The organism is Phocaeicola sp. RTP21359st1_B8_RTP21360_211022 (genome assembly GCF_040911965.1).
GTDB lineage: Bacteria > Bacteroidota > Bacteroidia > Bacteroidales > Bacteroidaceae > Phocaeicola > Phocaeicola vulgatus.
Genome location: NZ_JBDFXP010000068.1, coordinates 1 through 16,488, shown reverse-complemented (window position 1 = coordinate 16,488; position 16,488 = coordinate 1). Strand labels below are relative to the sequence as shown.

The following is a 16,488-nucleotide window of genomic DNA, read 5'->3' as shown; positions in this document are numbered from 1 at the left end:
GTTACAAAGCATGTTTTTATAACGGAGGACACCGGAGGAAAAAGACACACACATTATAATATTCGCACGCGCGTATAGGGACGGAAAAAGGAAGGGACCCATACGAAGATAGCAGACGGAAAACAAGGAAAGACGGAAAAGAAGCAAGCCCGAAGAAAAACCGGACAGGTTACGAAACACAAACCACAGAGCTCTCAAAAGTGCTGACTCCGCAAACACTGGGGAAAAACTGTAGGAAAAAAATGCCGAGAAGAAAAAAAATCATTTTCTTACATCTCGACGGTTGTTCGGAAACACCATCAACTTCAAGAACCAATACTTACACCCAGACAAAAGCAAAAAACATCTACTTTATCCATCAAGCTACACATATTCCAATCCACAAATAAAAGACAACCTGTTCTATTTAAAGAAGAAAAGTTTTCAGTAGATTTGCACTATATAAAGATATACAATGAAGAAAATAATTATCGCCATCGATTCATTCAAAGGCTGTCTAACTTCAGCAGAAGCAGGAAAAGCTGCCGAAAAAGGTATCAAAAGCATAAATCCTTCCTGCCACACTTCAGTTATTCCCATCGCTGATGGCGGTGAAGGTTTACTGGACGTACTCATCACAGCCACTAAAGGGAAATATATAACCTTATCGGCACATGGACCGCTAATGAAAATGGCAAAAACACATTACGGTCTGTCCGGCAATGGCAGAACAGCTATTATAGAAATGGCTGCCATCAGCGGACTACCTCTCGTACCTATTGAACAAAGAAATCCTATGCTGACAACAACCTTTGGTACAGGAGAATTGATAAAAGACGCATTAAACAAAGGATGCAGAAATTTTATAATCGGTATTGGCGGAAGCGCGACTAATGACGCAGGATTAGGAATGCTACAGGCACTAGGTTTCCGCTTTCTAGACAAATCAGGGCATACCTTAGGTACAGGAGGCCAAATAATGGAAGCCGTGGCAAACATAGACACATCCGGTATTCATCCCGCACTAAGAGAAACACACTTCATGGTAGCATGTGATGTAGCCAACCCTTTCTACGGCCCTGACGGAGCGGCATATATCTTTGCACAACAAAAAGGAGCCGATTCAAATATGGTGCAAAGACTGGATGAAGGCATGCAATCATTAGCCGAAGTTATAAAGAAAACGACAGGAAAAGATATCACGAACTACCCCGGTGCAGGTGCAGCCGGAGGCATGGGTGGTGGACTACTGGCTTTTTTTAACGCAGAGCTAAAACCGGGAACAGAATTATTATTGAAAGCCATCGACTTCTCCGAAAAAATAAAAGGAGCAGACCTCATTATTACGGGCGAGGGAAAAGCAGACCGGCAGACAGCTATGGGAAAAGTACCATACGGAATACTAAAGGAAGCACAAAAAGAACATATTCCCGTTATTGTACTGGCAGGCAGTATAGAAAACCTGCCGGAATTAAACAAAGCGGGATTCAAAGGTATATTCTCTATAGCCCCCGGCCCCATCACCCTGGAGAAGGCAATGGAACCGGAGTTTGCTAAAGAAAATATCACCCGGCTGGTTTCCCAACTCTATTCAGTTATAACTAGCTTCGGCTAATTTGCAAGCCTTTGTCGGACAAAGCCATATCAACGAAACGGGCACAACTGTTGGGTGGGTTCTGAGTAAGAATACTTCGAATACGTATAGCAGCCTCAGGATCTTTAGCCACCATATAAAGATAGCCGCCTCCCCCCGCACCTGGCAATTTATATCCCAGGCAATAATCATCAATCCGGCGAATGATAGTCTCAACTGCCTCGGGATTAGTGCCGGGATCCAACGCTTGGTTCAGCTTCCAGCTTTTACCAACCAAACGCCCCATTTCATCGAAATTCCCACGCTGAATGGCTTCGTACAAGTCAAGAGCATGCCCCTTCATACCGCCAAGTATAGACAAATGCTCTGTGGAGTTGAGGAACATGCTACGCACGATTTCAGCTAAAATTCCTTTGGCTGTACGGGTAATTCCCGTGTAATAAAGCAAATGGCACTTCTGATATTCGCCACCTGTAAACAAATAATCGGGCAACCAGCGCACTAACGGACTCTGATCCATACCTGCATGAGTCTGCAATAATTTCACTCCACGAAGCACACCTCCGTATTGATCTTGCCACCCCCCTCCGGTAGTCAGTAACTGTTCCAAAATAAGCGTACGGTTACATATCTCGTTCTTATCCCAGTTCAGTCCGCAAAAATCAGAGATTGCCCCCAGCACAGTTGATGCAAGAATAGAACTTGTACCCAGACCGGAGCCCGCAGGAATCGCAGAAAGCAGAGTGATTTCCATTCCGGAGCCAAACGCCTTCAACTGCTCTTCCAATGAAACATACGATTCGGTGGAAAAGCCCGGCTGGAAACCTGCCAGCACCAATGCCGCTTTAGGTATAGAGAATGGGGATCCCACTTGCATGAAATCCCTTACCTCCCCGTAAGTTGTAACCACTTCCATAGCGCCTAAGTCTATAGAACGAAGAATTATCTTATACTCCCGACAGGGTTTCACGTAAACTTGTAGAGGAGGCTGCCCGTTCAACTCAATAGCAATATTCACCACATTCCCCCCTTCATTCAAGCAATAAGGTGGAGTATCCGTCCATCCGCCGGCCAGATCAATACGGACCGGACTACGCCCCCAGACAATCTGATCGGAGTACACTGACAAATGCGGTTGCTGCCTCTTGGCTAAAGCCGAAGCAGTAAGTCCGTCGCGCATCAAACGAAAAGCCTCATTCTCATATTCCCGATAAGCCAGCCCCTTAAGCTGCTGCACCCGGGCACGGAACATATTATCACTGATACGTGTCATCAGCGGAGCCGATTCTGATAAAGGCTCAGGCAACGACAGATCATACCGAGCAAATTCTCCAGCAGCATTCTCCAAATTTAGCTGATAAAAGACACTTCGTTCATAATTATGCGCCAATGCCGGCCAATTCTTTATCCGGAAAGCTTCACGCTGTTCTGCCAGACGATAAAGATTAGAATAAGCAGATATATCATCGGCAGATAACTTACGACAGCGTTGCCATATTTCTTTTCCTTGCTGTAATGCCGGTTCAGAGACCATCCAGCGCATAACTGCTCCCAATTCCTCTACAGATGAGCAAACCGGAAACAAACGCGCGGCCTGCAAGTCGTGACCGTTTTCTATTTCTTCCACCGAAATGCCGCGTACAGCACACCACTCACCTACAGACATTCCTTGATAATATGTTTCTTCCTTAGCCAAAGCTCCCTTGAAAGTATCATTGAAGCCGTATGGACGCGCTACATAGCCAGATTCTCCAAAAGGAACCACATCAATACACACACCGGACGGAACCTCTAGGTTCCAATTATTAGCGGGAACCCCTGTTATGATGGTCTGGTGATGGATATTCCATCCTGCTCCTACATAACTGTTCTCTATCCATATTTCCGAATTTTGTGAGGTAAGTTGATAACCTACCTCAGCATTTTGAACAAACATGGCCGGATGCGGTTTTACCTTCTTGTGCATAATCTCCCGCTGGTCGTTTACCAGATTTTGTACTGCCAATGTAGAAGAAATAAGTTCACGACTGGTTCCGTAATGATAAAACTCCCCTCCGGGCAACGGCAGAATAGCCACACTCAGCTTGTTAAGTTCATCGTCCATCATACGCGGGTGCTCTCCCAATGTAAGTCCGAAATCAGAATACATGTCATAATAAGAGAGTTTTCCTTCCTTATAAGATCGTTTTACCAACAGACTAACCGCACGGTCACTTAACAGCCAAATTCCGATATCCATCAGAAAAAGATGGGTTTGCATTAATTTCCCCAATTCCTCCACCGAAGGTTTTTGAAGCATGAAATCAAGCTTATCGGGAGTAGCCCGTGAAGAAACAAAAACACCATGGTTTTTTGCCAGATTAGGATCTACCCATAAACCGTAACACACCACATCCGCATCAGGAATAGTCTGAAGCGGTTGGCCCGCACGGATATAAACATCTCCACTTGCAATCAATGTATGAAGAGAAGACGGAGCTTTCTCCATGATTTGTTCATATAAAGGGAGCTGGAGGGAAAGCAGATTTTGTGACAGCCGTTGTCCTCTGGCCCACCGGAATACAGGAATGGGAGTAAGAATTTTGCCGGATGGCGCATATCCGGGCAAACGACGACTCTGCCCGCCTGCATGAAGTAAAATACGTTTTTCTTTTCCCAGCCAAGTAAGAAAATCGCTGTCAGGAGCTACTTTCTGACAACAAGCCTCCAACAGCCATGCAGTCCCCCCGCCTGATCCTAGCTTACTACCTATAGGATCGGAAGTACAAAACCACTCTGTCTGGTCCGCTTTCTCTATATCATGAAAACATTCCACCAGATTAGGGGGAAGTGATAATAATTTTTTCATAGCACATCTTTGTTTTTATTGCACACAAAGATGCTTATTTTCCCCTAATAAGCCAAAAGATAAGACATGAATTTTAATCAGTAAATTCAAAAACACGCTCATCCAATGACTTCACTTCCTTAAAGCCCGGTTGTGCAACAGGCACACCGAATGGCATCTGCGCTATCAATTTCCAGTCATCAGACAAATTCCAAACTTTACGTACTTCATCATCAATCAGCGGATTATAATGCTGCAAAGACGCCCCCATTCCTGCATCTTCCAGCATGGTCCAGACTGCCAACTGATGCATAGCATCGGTCTGCTCTGCCCAGATAGGGAAATTATCTTTATAAGTGGGGAAACTTTCCTGCAAAGAGCGAACGATAGCCATATCTTCAAAATAGAGAATAGTACCATATCCACAAGCGAAACAGCCATCAATCTTTTCTTCGGTCTTGCCAAATACCTCAGCCGGAACTCGCTTACGCAAGACATTTTTTACAATGTTCCACAACTTTTCATGCGCCTTACCTGTTAATAACACAACACGAGTGGTTTGAGAATTGAAAGCTGAGGGGACAAATTCTACAGCAAAACAAATTAAATCTCTTATTTCTTTATCAGACAATGTCGATTTGTTTTGGATCCGATAAAATGTACGACGGGCTTTCAGAGCCTCCTTAAAACTTTTTGTCATATAAAACAACGTATTTATGGGTTATTATAAATGAAGAACAAACAGGTAACAAAAGAAGTTCACTTTTTTTGCTTTTTTCAATGCAATAACCTATTTTTGTTAGCTAATTATTAACATTAAAAACAACACATTCAATGAAAGATTTTCTAAAATTTACGTTTGCCAGCGTCATCGGCGTCATTCTGGCAGGCGTAGTGTTCACTATACTAGGGATTATCACTCTGGTTGGCATAGTCGCCTCATCGGATACTGAAACGGTGGTGAAAGACAACTCTATCTTCGTACTCGACTTTAAAGGCAGTTTGTCCGAACGTGTACAGGAAAACCCACTCCAACAACTTTTGGGAGAAGAATTTGAAGCATACGGTTTGGATGACATTCTAGCTTCTATCAAGAAGGCAAAAGACAATGACAAAATCAAGGGTATTTATATCCAACCTTCTTATCTGGAAGCATCATACGCTTCCTTAGAGGAAATACGCAATGCATTACTGGATTTCAAAGAAAGCGGCAAATTCATCGTTGCTTATGCAGACCAATATGCACAGGGGATGTATTATCTTTCCAGCGTGGCCGATAAAATAATTATCAATCCGCAAGGAAGTATTGGATGGCACGGAGCAGGCATGCAACCTGTTTTCTTCAAAAATCTGGTTTCCAAACTAGGACTGGAAGTACAGGTATTCAGAGTGGGCACTTACAAATCAGCCGTGGAACCGTTTATTGCTACAGAAATGAGTCCGGCCAACCGCGAACAGATGACCGAATGTCTGGAATCTGTCTGGCATCGTATTCTTGCAGATGTATCCGACTCACGACGCATCCCGACAGATACTCTGAATGCTTATGCTGACCGATATATGGATTTTTGTCAGGCAGAAGAATATATTCAATGCAAACTGGCAGATACCCTGATGTATAAAGATGAGGTTATTTCCTATCTGAAACAATTAAGCGGTCGTGACGAAAACGACAAACTAAACAGTCTTTTCATAGAAGACATGATAAACGTCAAGAAAAATGTGCCCAAAGACAAAAGTGGAAATATAATAGCCGTATATTATGCATACGGCGAGATCCTGGATGCTCCCGGCAGTTCCACAGAAGATTGTATTGATGTACAAAAGATGTGTAAAGACCTGCGCAAATTACGTGATAACGATGACGTAAAAGCTGTTGTATTACGCGTCAACTCACCGGGTGGCAGCGCATACGGTTCAGATCAAATATGGCGTGAAGTAGTAAGACTGAAAGAGAAAAAACCGGTAATCGTTTCTATGGGAGATTATGCTGCATCAGGAGGCTATTACATTTCCTGCGCTGCAAACCGCATTTTCGCTGACCCGACTACGCTGACTGGTTCTATCGGCATATTCGGCATGATGTATTCAGGTGAGAAACTGTTTACTGAAACTTTAGGACTAAATTTTGATGTAGTGAAAACTAATAAAATGGCTGATTTGGGTGCCAGCCTAGGTCCGGTTCTCACCCGCCCGCTAAATGCATCAGAACAAGAATTAATGCAGAACTATGTCAACCGAGGATACAAGCTGTTCGTAAACCGTTGCGCTGAAGGTAGAAAAATGTCTACAGAGGCTATTGAAAAAGTTGCTGAAGGCCGTGTATGGACCGGTGCCATGGCAAAAGACCTTGGTCTGGTAGACGAGCTGGGAGGTATAGACAAAGCATTGAATGCCGCCGCCACCCAAGCCGGTATCGAAAATTACAGTATTATCGGCTATCCTGAAAAAGAAAATATTTTCGCAAGCCTGCTGGGAAATCAGAAAAAACATTATATAAACAGCGAAATTAAAGAATATTTGGGAAGCTATTATAACAGCTTCAAGGCGCTGGAGAACATAAAAGACGCCAACTGTATACAGGCACGTATGCCGTTTGACCCTAATATCCAATAAATTGCACATGGAAGGTAATCTTATCAAGATAAACAAGTGGCTATATCCGGTTTCATGGATTTATGGGACCGGTGTATGGCTGCGTAATAAATTGTTTGACTGGGGAATATACAAAGAACGTAAGTTTGATATCCCGGTCATCTCGGTAGGCAACATCACCGTAGGCGGAACCGGAAAGACCCCCCATACAGAATACCTGATAAGATTATTGCAGAAAGATTACAAAGTAGCCGTACTAAGCCGCGGCTACAAACGCAAATCCAAAGGCTTTGTACTTGCCAGACCGGATACGTCCGTACAGATGATAGGTGACGAACCTTTCCAAATGAAACAGAAGTTTCCGGATATCCATATGGCAGTAGACCGGGACCGTTGTCATGGCATAGAGCAGTTATGCAATAGTCACATCGCCCCTGGAACAGAAGTGATTATTTTGGATGATGCTTTCCAGCACCGATATGTAAAGCCCGGAATAAACATCTTATTAGTAGATTACCACCGACTGATTTGCGAAGACACCTTGCTGCCTGCCGGACGAATGCGCGAACCTGAAAACGGAAAAAGCCGGGCACATATTGTCATTGTCACTAAATGTCCTAAGGACATCACCCCTATGGATTTAAGAGTCTTAAGCAAGCAAATGGAACTTTACCCCTATCAGCAGCTCTACTTCACAACATTAACATACGGCAAGCTGCATCCGTTGTTTACAGCAGGGAATGCAGTTTCATTAAAAGAGATAGAAAAAGACAAGCATATCCTATTGGTGACAGGCATAGCCTCCCCAGCAAAACTCATTCAAGATTTATCACCATACAATGAGCACATTGAGTCACTGGCTTTCAGTGACCACCATGACTTTACAGCAAGAGATATGGAACTGATAAAGAAGCGTTTCATGAAACTTCCGGAAGGTAAACGCATGATTATCACCACTGAAAAAGACTCTGTACGACTAGCAGCCCATCCACTGATGGACGAAATGCTGAAACCTTATATATATATGCTGCCCATTGAGGTAGCCTTTTTACAAGACCAACAAGAACTGTTTAACTCAAATATAACCGACTATGTTAGAAAAAATTCAAGAAACAGCAACTTTTCTTAGAGAAAAGATGCATACCAGTCCCGAAACTGCTATTATATTAGGTACCGGCTTAGGAAGCCTGGTACACGAAATTACCGATAAATACGAGATCAGTTACAAAGATATCCCTAATTTCCCTGTTTCAACCGTAGAGGGACATAGCGGTAAATTGATTTTCGGCAAATTAGGTAATAAAGACATCATGGCTATGCAAGGACGTTTCCACTTCTATGAAGGATACTCCATGAAAGAAGTTACTTTCCCCGTACGGGTGATGCGTGAATTAGGCATCAAAACATTGTTCGTATCCAATGCAGCTGGAGGTACGAATGCAGACTTTGAAATTGGTGATCTGATGATTATCAGAGATCATATCAACTTTTTTCCCGAACATCCGTTGCACGGCAAGAACATTGAATACGGCCCCCGTTTCCCGGATATGAGTGAAGCCTACTCCAAAGAACTGATAGACAAAGCACTGGAGATCGCTAAAGAAAAAGGTATCAAAGTACAACAAGGAGTATATATCGGTACACAGGGACCTACCTTCGAAACTCCGGCAGAATACAAGATGTTCCACATTCTTGGAGCTGACGCCGTAGGTATGTCTACCGTTCCTGAAGTTATTGTAGCAAACCATTGTGGCATCAAAGTGTTTGGAGTATCGGTTATCACCGACCTAGGCGTGGAGGGAAAAATTGTGGAAGTTTCACACGAAGAGGTTCAGAAAGCGGCAGATGAAGCGCAACCGCGCATGACTACCATTATGCGTGAAATGATTAATCGAATTTAAGAACATGCAGGAAATAAACAGAACAGAAATAGCGACCTTAGGTGAGTTCGGTCTCATTAAACATCTAACGAAGGATATCGAGTTAAAAAATCCGGAAACCCAATATGGTGTGGGAGACGATGCAGCCGTATTGGAATTTAAAGATAAAGAGGTATTGGTGACCACAGACTTACTGATGGAAGGGGTACATTTTGATTTGGTTTATACCCCATTGAAACATTTGGGATATAAATCGGCCATCGTAAACTTCTCGGACATTTATGCTATGAATGGTACTCCAAAACAAATCACAGTTTCTATCGCACTGTCCAAACGCTTTTGTATTGAAGATTTAGAACAGTTCTATGATGGGCTAAAACTGGCTTGTGAACTACACCATGTAGATATTGTGGGTGGAGATACAACTTCATCCGTAACCGGGCTCGCCATCAGTATTACTTGCATAGGTGAAGCGGACAAGGACAAAGTGGTTTATCGCAACGGCGCACAAGATACAGACTTGATTTGTGTCAGCGGTGACTTGGGAGGAGCTTATATGGGACTTCAACTTCTAGAGCGTGAAAAGGCTGTTTTCCAAGGAGAAAAAGAAGCAAATCCGGATTTTTCCGGAAAAGAATATATTTTGGAACGTCAGTTAAAGCCTGAAGCACGTAAGGATATCATTGAGAAACTGGCAAAAGCGGGAATCAAGCCCACCGCTATGATGGATATTTCCGACGGCCTTTCTTCGGAACTGCTACATATATGCTCACAAAGCGATACCGGCTGTCGCATTTACGAGGAAAGAATTCCCATTGATTACCAAACGGCTGTAATGGCGGAAGAACTGAATATGAATGTGACAACATGTGCTTTAAATGGTGGTGAGGACTATGAGCTATTATTTACTGTACCTTTAACAGAGCATGAACGAGTTTCGGCTATAGAGGGTATAAAAGTGATTGGTCACATCACCAAACCGGAGCTGGGATGTGCCCTGATTACCCGTGACGGACAAGAGTTTGAGCTGAAAGCGCAAGGTTGGAATCCACTAAAAGAAAAATAATTTTAATTAAACAACACTGATAATAAGCACCTTATGTTTTTATCAGTGTTTTTTTTTAGAAATAGTTTGTAGTTTAAAAAAGTTTCACTACCTTTGCAACCGCAAACAAGAAATAATGGTGCCATAGCTCAGTTGGTAGAGCAAAGGACTGAAAATCCTTGTGTCCCCGGTTCGATTCCTGGTGGCACCACTTTGAAGAAAAAAAGGCAGTAAAATCCTGATTTCCAAACGGAATCAGGATTTTTTGTTTTCTCACAAAACGCAAATACAACAATATAGACTGGATGACGAGGTATACGAGCTTAGGGATCAGGAACAATGAACATCCTGTTCTTCATTCTGAAGACAAAACTTCTCCTGAAACGGGTATTCGGAAAAGAGACGGAAATGCGTACCCTGCTCGGTACAATGAACGAAGAAATAGAAAAAATGAAAAAGGCAGTAAACATAGATTATGCGCCTGTAACTTTAGACAAGTCGGACAAGAAAGTAGGTTTATCATTTTTATAGACGATATGTTTGGAAAGGAATAAACCGCTGATAATTTCCATTATATCAATCAGATTTGTTTTGTCTGCCAAATAAAGAGGGGAAAAAGGTTGTTTGTTAAAGTGTGATTTGAATTGCTCCGGGTACTTGATACGCCATTCCACAAGGCGTATTTCATTGTTCAGTAGCCCAATCGCTTCATCAATGGGATACAAATAAGGCATTTTTTTCTTGCTCAAACCGTACATGATACGATTTAAGTCTATGTAATCCGAATGAAAAATAGCGTAATAAAACGCTATTATCCTGTTCGCTGATACTGAAATCAGCCAAATGAATAGCCAATTCCTCAATAGCTTCCATAAACTCTGATACCGAAAACTTTACGTTGTGAGCATTCCGATAATAATCGAAAGAAACTCAAATCTGATATTTTGTTCATACAATAGAAATACTAAATGTTTTTTTATTAAGCACATATATTTGTCATCCCATTAAATAGCATTCAAGTGAAGCTATTGAATAAAAAACATTCCCAGCATTGTGAGCTTCTAATTTTTGTGCATCTAAGCAAGAAGTTATCCATGAAGCAGATAAACATCGTATTCCAACTTCCCTACAAGACACAATATCTGAAACTGTATCACCTATATATATCATTTCATCCGGTTGTAATTTATAATCTGCGAGCAGTTCCCTAAAATTCTCTGCTTTATTATTTTTGAAAGGATTTCCAGTTTTTACTTTATCAAAACACGTGTCCATATTAAATTGACGTAATGTTATCGCACAGCTCTTTTCTCCTTTTCCTGTAACCAAAGCAATAAGAATAGATTTCTTTTTTAACTTCTCAATCAGTTCTGTTATACCGTCGAAAGGACGAGGGCACATTATATGCATTTGTTCGTATATCACGTAGAAGTCATCCAAAGCATTTTCCCAATTATAACCAACAAGTTTTTTTATCATCCCTTTTTCATTTAGTCCAAAAGTTTCTAAAATATCATTTTCGGATACATCATTAAGAGTAACATAGGGAGTTACTGCCTTTTTTAAGGCTTTGAGGCACATGGGAATTGTATCTCCGATTGTACCGTCTAAGTCAAAGGCTACTAATTTAATCATAACCTTACATTTGATTGATTTTCCGTATCACCCGGCAAGGATTTCCTACCGCCAAGCTATTTGCCGGAATATCTTTGGTTACAACACTTCCTGCACCAATCACACATTTTTGCCCTATTGTCACTCCCGGTAAAATAATTACTCCACCGCCAATCCAGCAGCCATCCTCTATCATGACAGGGAGGGCAAAAGTTCGACGGACATACTTACAGCCATCCGGGGTTTCTGTCAATACAAGTCGTTCATTAAACTCTACCGGGTGAGTTGCCGTATAGATTTGTACATTAGGTGCTACCAGCACATTGTTCCCTATGGTAATCTTATTGCAATCGACAAATGTACAACCAGTATTTACGGTGACATTATCACCGATATGTATATTGCATCCATAATCACATATAAACGAATGACCGACAGAAACATTTGCGCCTATACTTCCAAACATTTCCTTTAGTACGGCATATTTTTCAGTCTTTTGTTCATACGGCAAAGAATTATATTTCATCAACAAGTGATGAGCTTTACTTTTCAAATCCATAAAAAACGGGTCGTGGCAATCATACCATTCACCTGCCAAACATTTTTCCATTTCAGTTTTCATAAGCTATAATTTTAAATATATTGCAAAGTTATACCGATTTTTCGGCTAATTTTAGGTATTATTTTTCGTTATTTTGGTATTAATCCGTTTTTTAGGGCTATATTTATGGCATGAAAAGAGAAAACCTACATCAACCATTCGAAATTAGTTTTAGCGAGCTTGACGAATCCTTGCTAAAAGAGCATGAACATACCTTTTTTGAATTAGTATATATTCTTTCAGGAACAGGCATCCAATGGATTAACAACAATATGTTTCCTTATCATGACGGACATTTGTTTATGATTACTCCCGGAGATACGCATTCTTTCGAAATCCATACAACAACTAAGTTTGTCGACATCAAGTTTAACGACATATATATACATTCTTCTGTTTTCGGTGCTGAAAATATCCAAAGACTGGAGTTTATTCTTCAACATGCTAATCATCAACCCGGTTGTATACTAAGAAATAAAGTAGATAAGCTATTGGTGAAACCCATGATTGAAGCGATTATCAGGGAATATATTAACCGAAATTTATACAGCAAGGAGATTATAACACAAATAATTAATACGATTATTATTGTGGTAGCACGCAATATCGCAATGTTCTTGCCTGAACAGGTGGATGAATGCTCTGAGGACAAATCGCTTGACATATTGCAGTATATTCAAGCAAACATCTATAAAACAGGTAAAATCAGAGCAAAAGATATAAGCCAACATTTTGGCATTTCGGAGAATTATTTAGGACGATATATCAAAAAACATACTAATGAAACTATGCAGCAATACATTTTAAACTACAAACTAAAGTTAGTAGAAAATAGATTATTACATAGTCAAATGAGAATTTGTGAAATCGTTGAAGAATTGGGATTTACCGATGAGAGCCATCTTAATAAGTTTTTCAAAAAGTATAGAGGATGCAGCCCCTCTAATTTCAGAAAGAACAATTTGAAGTAAACCATATATATATCCTTGTTTTTAGAGTTATTAAAACAATAGAAATGACTATTTTTGCATTATATTTATAGATGTCTATGACAAATACAGAAACCATACAATCACTTATCGATAGCGGAGAAGGCTATAATGTAGAGTTTAAAGTTCGTGTACCTTCAAAAGTTCGTGAACTAACAGAGGAAATTTGCGCTTTCGCTAATGCTGACGGAGGATATTTGCTTATCGGCGTAGATGATAACGGACAGATTATTGGTACAGGTTTGGAAAATGACAAACGTTCAGCCATTCAAGGCTCTATCAGTGAAATATCTCCAGCTCTCCATTGTGATATGTATGCGGTAAATATCGAGGATAAGACAGTTTGGGTAATTGATGTTCCATCAGGGAAAGATAAACCTTATATATTTTCCGGTTCTATCTTTGTGCGTGAGGGAGCAAACTCACAGAAACTTCGTACTGTCGAAGAAATGCGCAGTTTCTTTCAGGAATGCAACAAAATATTTTTTGATGCTATCCCTTGTTCGTGGTTCAACATTTACACAGATGCAGATGAACAAGCGATAAAAGACTTTCGCACGGAAGCAAAGCTAAGTCCATCGACTGCCAACAAACAGATATTTGAGAATTTGGAACTGTTTACGGATAACGGAGTAGCCAAGAATGGAACAGCCATGTTCTTTGGGAAACAACCTGAACGAAAGTTTCCACACGCAGTAACAAGATGTGTCCTTTTCAAAGGAACAACCAAAGTATATATCATTGATGATAAAACCTTTGGCGGTCCACTATACCAACAATATTTGCAGGCTATGGCATGGCTAGAAAGTAAACTGCAAGTAGCTTATAAAATTGAGGGAGCAGGACCAAGAGAAGAAATTTGGGAAATTCCTCTTACTGTGTTTAAAGAAGCCATTATTAACGCTCTCTCACATCGTGATTATTACGAACAGGGAGCAACCATTACAATAGAAATGTTTGATGACCGGGTAGAGGTTTCTAATCCCGGAGGGCTTTTGCCTATCGTAGCTAAAGATTTCGGACACAAGAGCATGACACGCAACCCATTAATCTTTGGATTGTTTACCCGTATGCATTTGGTTGAAAGGGTGGCATCCGGCATTCCCCGTATGCAAAAAGCTATGAAAGAAGCCAATCTTCCTGAGCCTGATTTTCATACGGACGGGATGTTTACGGTTATATTCAAAAGAGGTATCAGTATCAAGAATGATACTGTAAATGATACTGTAAATGATACTGTAAATGATACTGTAAATAGCAAGGAGAAAGAAGTTTTAAAGATAATCCAGAAATATCCTGGACTCAATTCGTCCAAGATTGCAGAATTAATAAAGAAAAGTATTCCAACAGCAAAACGCCACTTAAATTCTTTAGTTAAATCAGGTTTAATTGAGTTTAGGGGGGCACAAAAAACGGGGGGGTATTATATTATAAATCAACAGTAAGCTACATTATCATAGCATTATTAATCAATATAACTGTTTGGCATATGAATACTGATGAAACAATCAATAAAGAGGAGTTGACTTTGCAAAACACTCCTAAAGCAGTAAATTATCTTATAAATGAAATTGCTGAAATGAGAGTTTTACTTGAACATATAGAGTCACAATTAGGTTTAGGGGTTGATAAGCACAGACCTATAAATATTGAAAAAGCATGTCAAATTCTAAATCAAACTAAAAATGGCATCAATAAAATGGTCAGAAGCCGAACCATACCTCATTATATACAAGGAAACAAAGTTTATTTCTTTGAGGACGAATTAATTAAATGGGTTGAGAAGGGACGTGTTGCTACTCTACAAGAAAAATATACATCAAAGAGAAACTACTAATACTCAATCAGTATGGAACTGACACGCAAAGAATTATATGACTTAGTATGGTCTGAGCCAATGACAACCATATGTAAACGTTTTGGTCTTTCAGATAATGGTTTAAGAAAACGCTGTAAATCGATGAATATACCCACACCACCTTTGGGGTATTGGGCAAAACTGAAATATGGTAAGCAAGTCACACCTCTACCGTTCCAACAAGAGGAAACAAACGCAACTCAATCAACAACACTTCAAGAAGCCAAAGAACCTAAAGTAGAAATGGAGAAATCCGTAAATCCATACAAGCAACGTGAACTGGAAATTTGCAGTGGTGATATTTCATGCTTTAAGGTTCCAGAAGTCTTATATGCTAAAAATCCTCTAATAATCGACACAAAAGAAAAATTCAGACAGCGATCAGAAAATCAATATTTAAAGAAAAATCCCTATAAAAGTAAAATAAGAGAAACGTTAGACCTCTATGTTTCTGAGAATATGCTAGATAGAGCACTATCTATTTTTGATACAATTATAAAAGGCTTAATTTTTAGAGGACATAGTATTAAATGCAAAGACAATCAGACCTATGCCATTGTTGATGGTGAGGAAATTCAAATAAGATTAACTGAAAGAAAAAAGCAAAATCCTAATAGCAGTAATCGCTGTGATAACAATAATAATATCTTTTCTGGCGAATTACAGTTTTATATTTATCATAGTTCGAGCTTTCATAGCCCAACACTAGTTCATGATACGGCTTATACTAAAATCGAAGATAAAATAATTAGTATAGTAGCATACCTAGAGATTGAAGCAGATAATAGAAAGACAGAACGTATTGAAGCAGAAGAGAGAGAAAAGCGACGTAAAGAAGAAGAACGAAAAAGAGAAGAATTCGAAGAAGAGAAAAGAAAAGAGCTAGAAGACTTTAAAGACCTATTATACTCTGCTGAACGTTTTCGAAAAACTAATATTTTAAGAGAATATATTAATGCATTTGAGAACCATGCAATTGAAGATGGTGAAACTGATGATGAACTGCTAGCAAAGATACAATGGGCTAGAGAGAAAGCTGATTGGCTTGATCCTTTCATAGCTAAAAAGGACAATTATCTCAATTCTTATGATATGGATCGAATATTACAGGCTGCTGTTCCAGAACGAAGCTATCGCAATTCAGGGTACTCTTTTTGGACTAAACCTTATTGGAAGAAAAAACGATAACCGTATTCAAATTATGAAGAGCAAAATATTGCTTTCATATAATAATACTTATCTTTGCATTCAGAAATGCGTACCCAAGATACAAACTGATGTTGAACGGTGCAAAGCTGTGAAAACCTTATTCAAGGGACTTACATCGTAGGAAAGATATAACTTATTGAGAAATAGTGCTATACAAACCGATTTTCGGTTGCTGGTGGCACCACCTTGAAGAAAAAAAGACAGTAAAATCCTGATTTCCGGCACTATAAAATATTTTGTGTAAATGGAAATACGGGATTCAGAAATGAGTCTCGTATTTTTTATTTTATACATTTG

13 protein-coding genes, 1 tRNA gene and 2 pseudogenes are annotated in these 16,488 nt (G+C 40.1%); 10 read left to right on the top strand and 6 right to left on the bottom strand.

Annotated elements, in window-relative coordinates; translation table 11 throughout:
• The first annotated feature begins 454 nt into the window (after positions 1 to 454).
• On the top strand, positions 455 to 1,594 hold the full coding sequence (locus AB5062_RS21205) for a glycerate kinase (RefSeq protein WP_005849477.1): 1,140 nt from the start codon (positions 455 to 457) through the stop codon (positions 1,592 to 1,594).
• On the opposite strand, the gene AB5062_RS21200 is transcribed toward AB5062_RS21205, so the two are convergent.
• Complete coding sequence (locus AB5062_RS21200) at positions 1,581 to 4,421, bottom strand: bifunctional fucokinase/fucose-1-phosphate guanylyltransferase (RefSeq protein WP_005845059.1); 2,841 nt, start codon at positions 4,419 to 4,421, stop codon at positions 1,581 to 1,583. The genes AB5062_RS21205 and AB5062_RS21200 overlap by 14 nt on opposite strands.
• A gap of 73 nt (positions 4,422 to 4,494) precedes the next feature.
• Positions 4,495 to 5,100 (bottom strand): nitroreductase family protein, encoded by a 606-nt coding sequence (locus AB5062_RS21195; protein WP_005845057.1) that lies wholly within the window; start codon positions 5,098 to 5,100, stop codon positions 4,495 to 4,497.
• 134 nt (positions 5,101 to 5,234) lie between these two features.
• Here AB5062_RS21195 and sppA point away from each other — a divergent pair, with 134 nt between their 5' ends.
• From sppA to AB5062_RS21170, 5 genes are all read left to right on the top strand, one after another.
• Positions 5,235 to 7,016 (top strand): signal peptide peptidase SppA, encoded by a 1,782-nt coding sequence (gene sppA, locus AB5062_RS21190; protein WP_005845055.1) that lies wholly within the window; start codon positions 5,235 to 5,237, stop codon positions 7,014 to 7,016.
• A gap of 7 nt (positions 7,017 to 7,023) precedes the next feature.
• Positions 7,024 to 8,124 carry a tetraacyldisaccharide 4'-kinase gene (gene lpxK / locus AB5062_RS21185; protein ID WP_005845053.1) on the top strand — a complete coding sequence of 367 codons (1,101 nt, stop codon included), beginning with the start codon at positions 7,024 to 7,026 and terminating at the stop codon, positions 8,122 to 8,124.
• Positions 8,087 to 8,896 carry a purine-nucleoside phosphorylase gene (locus AB5062_RS21180; protein ID WP_005845051.1) on the top strand — a complete coding sequence of 270 codons (810 nt, stop codon included), beginning with the start codon at positions 8,087 to 8,089 and terminating at the stop codon, positions 8,894 to 8,896. Before lpxK ends, AB5062_RS21180 begins: the two co-directional genes overlap by 38 nt.
• A 4-nt stretch (positions 8,897 to 8,900) precedes the next feature.
• Positions 8,901 to 9,941, top strand: a complete 1,041-nt coding sequence (gene thiL / locus AB5062_RS21175) for a thiamine-phosphate kinase (protein ID WP_005845048.1) — start codon at positions 8,901 to 8,903, stop codon at positions 9,939 to 9,941.
• A 117-nt stretch (positions 9,942 to 10,058) separates the two neighbouring features.
• A tRNA-Phe gene (locus AB5062_RS21170) sits at positions 10,059 to 10,131 on the top strand.
• A 277-nt stretch (positions 10,132 to 10,408) separates the two neighbouring features.
• On the opposite strand, the pseudogene AB5062_RS21165 reads toward AB5062_RS21170, so the two are convergent.
• The 4 genes and pseudogenes from AB5062_RS21165 to AB5062_RS21150 form a co-directional block, all read right to left on the bottom strand.
• Positions 10,409 to 10,678, bottom strand: a pseudogene (locus tag AB5062_RS21165) (hypothetical protein); the annotation flags it as partial.
• A pseudogene (locus AB5062_RS21160) lies at positions 10,632 to 10,872 on the bottom strand (hypothetical protein). The pseudogenes AB5062_RS21165 and AB5062_RS21160, both read right to left, overlap by 47 nt.
• 44 nt (positions 10,873 to 10,916) lie before the next feature.
• On the bottom strand, positions 10,917 to 11,555 hold the full coding sequence (locus AB5062_RS21155; RefSeq protein ID WP_005845042.1) for an HAD family hydrolase: 639 nt from the start codon (positions 11,553 to 11,555) through the stop codon (positions 10,917 to 10,919).
• A 4-nt stretch (positions 11,556 to 11,559) separates the two neighbouring features.
• Complete coding sequence (locus tag AB5062_RS21150; protein ID WP_005845040.1) at positions 11,560 to 12,156, bottom strand: sugar O-acetyltransferase; 597 nt, start codon at positions 12,154 to 12,156, stop codon at positions 11,560 to 11,562.
• A gap of 110 nt (positions 12,157 to 12,266) precedes the next feature.
• Between AB5062_RS21150 and AB5062_RS21145 the strand changes: the two genes are divergently transcribed.
• From AB5062_RS21145 to AB5062_RS21130, 4 genes are all read left to right on the top strand, one after another.
• Positions 12,267 to 13,106: an AraC family transcriptional regulator gene (locus AB5062_RS21145; protein ID WP_008656803.1), complete on the top strand. Its 840-nt coding sequence runs from the start codon at positions 12,267 to 12,269 to the stop codon at positions 13,104 to 13,106.
• 77 nt (positions 13,107 to 13,183) lie between these two features.
• Complete coding sequence (locus AB5062_RS21140; protein WP_368326972.1) at positions 13,184 to 14,569, top strand: ATP-binding protein; 1,386 nt, start codon at positions 13,184 to 13,186, stop codon at positions 14,567 to 14,569.
• Positions 14,570 to 14,613: 44 nt separating this feature from the next.
• A complete protein-coding gene (locus AB5062_RS21135; RefSeq protein WP_005845035.1) occupies positions 14,614 to 14,961 on the top strand; it encodes a helix-turn-helix domain-containing protein in 348 nt (115 codons plus the stop codon).
• 12 nt (positions 14,962 to 14,973) lie between these two features.
• On the top strand, positions 14,974 to 16,170 hold the full coding sequence (locus AB5062_RS21130) for a hypothetical protein (protein ID WP_005845033.1): 1,197 nt from the start codon (positions 14,974 to 14,976) through the stop codon (positions 16,168 to 16,170).
• Positions 16,171 to 16,488 lie beyond the last annotated feature (318 nt).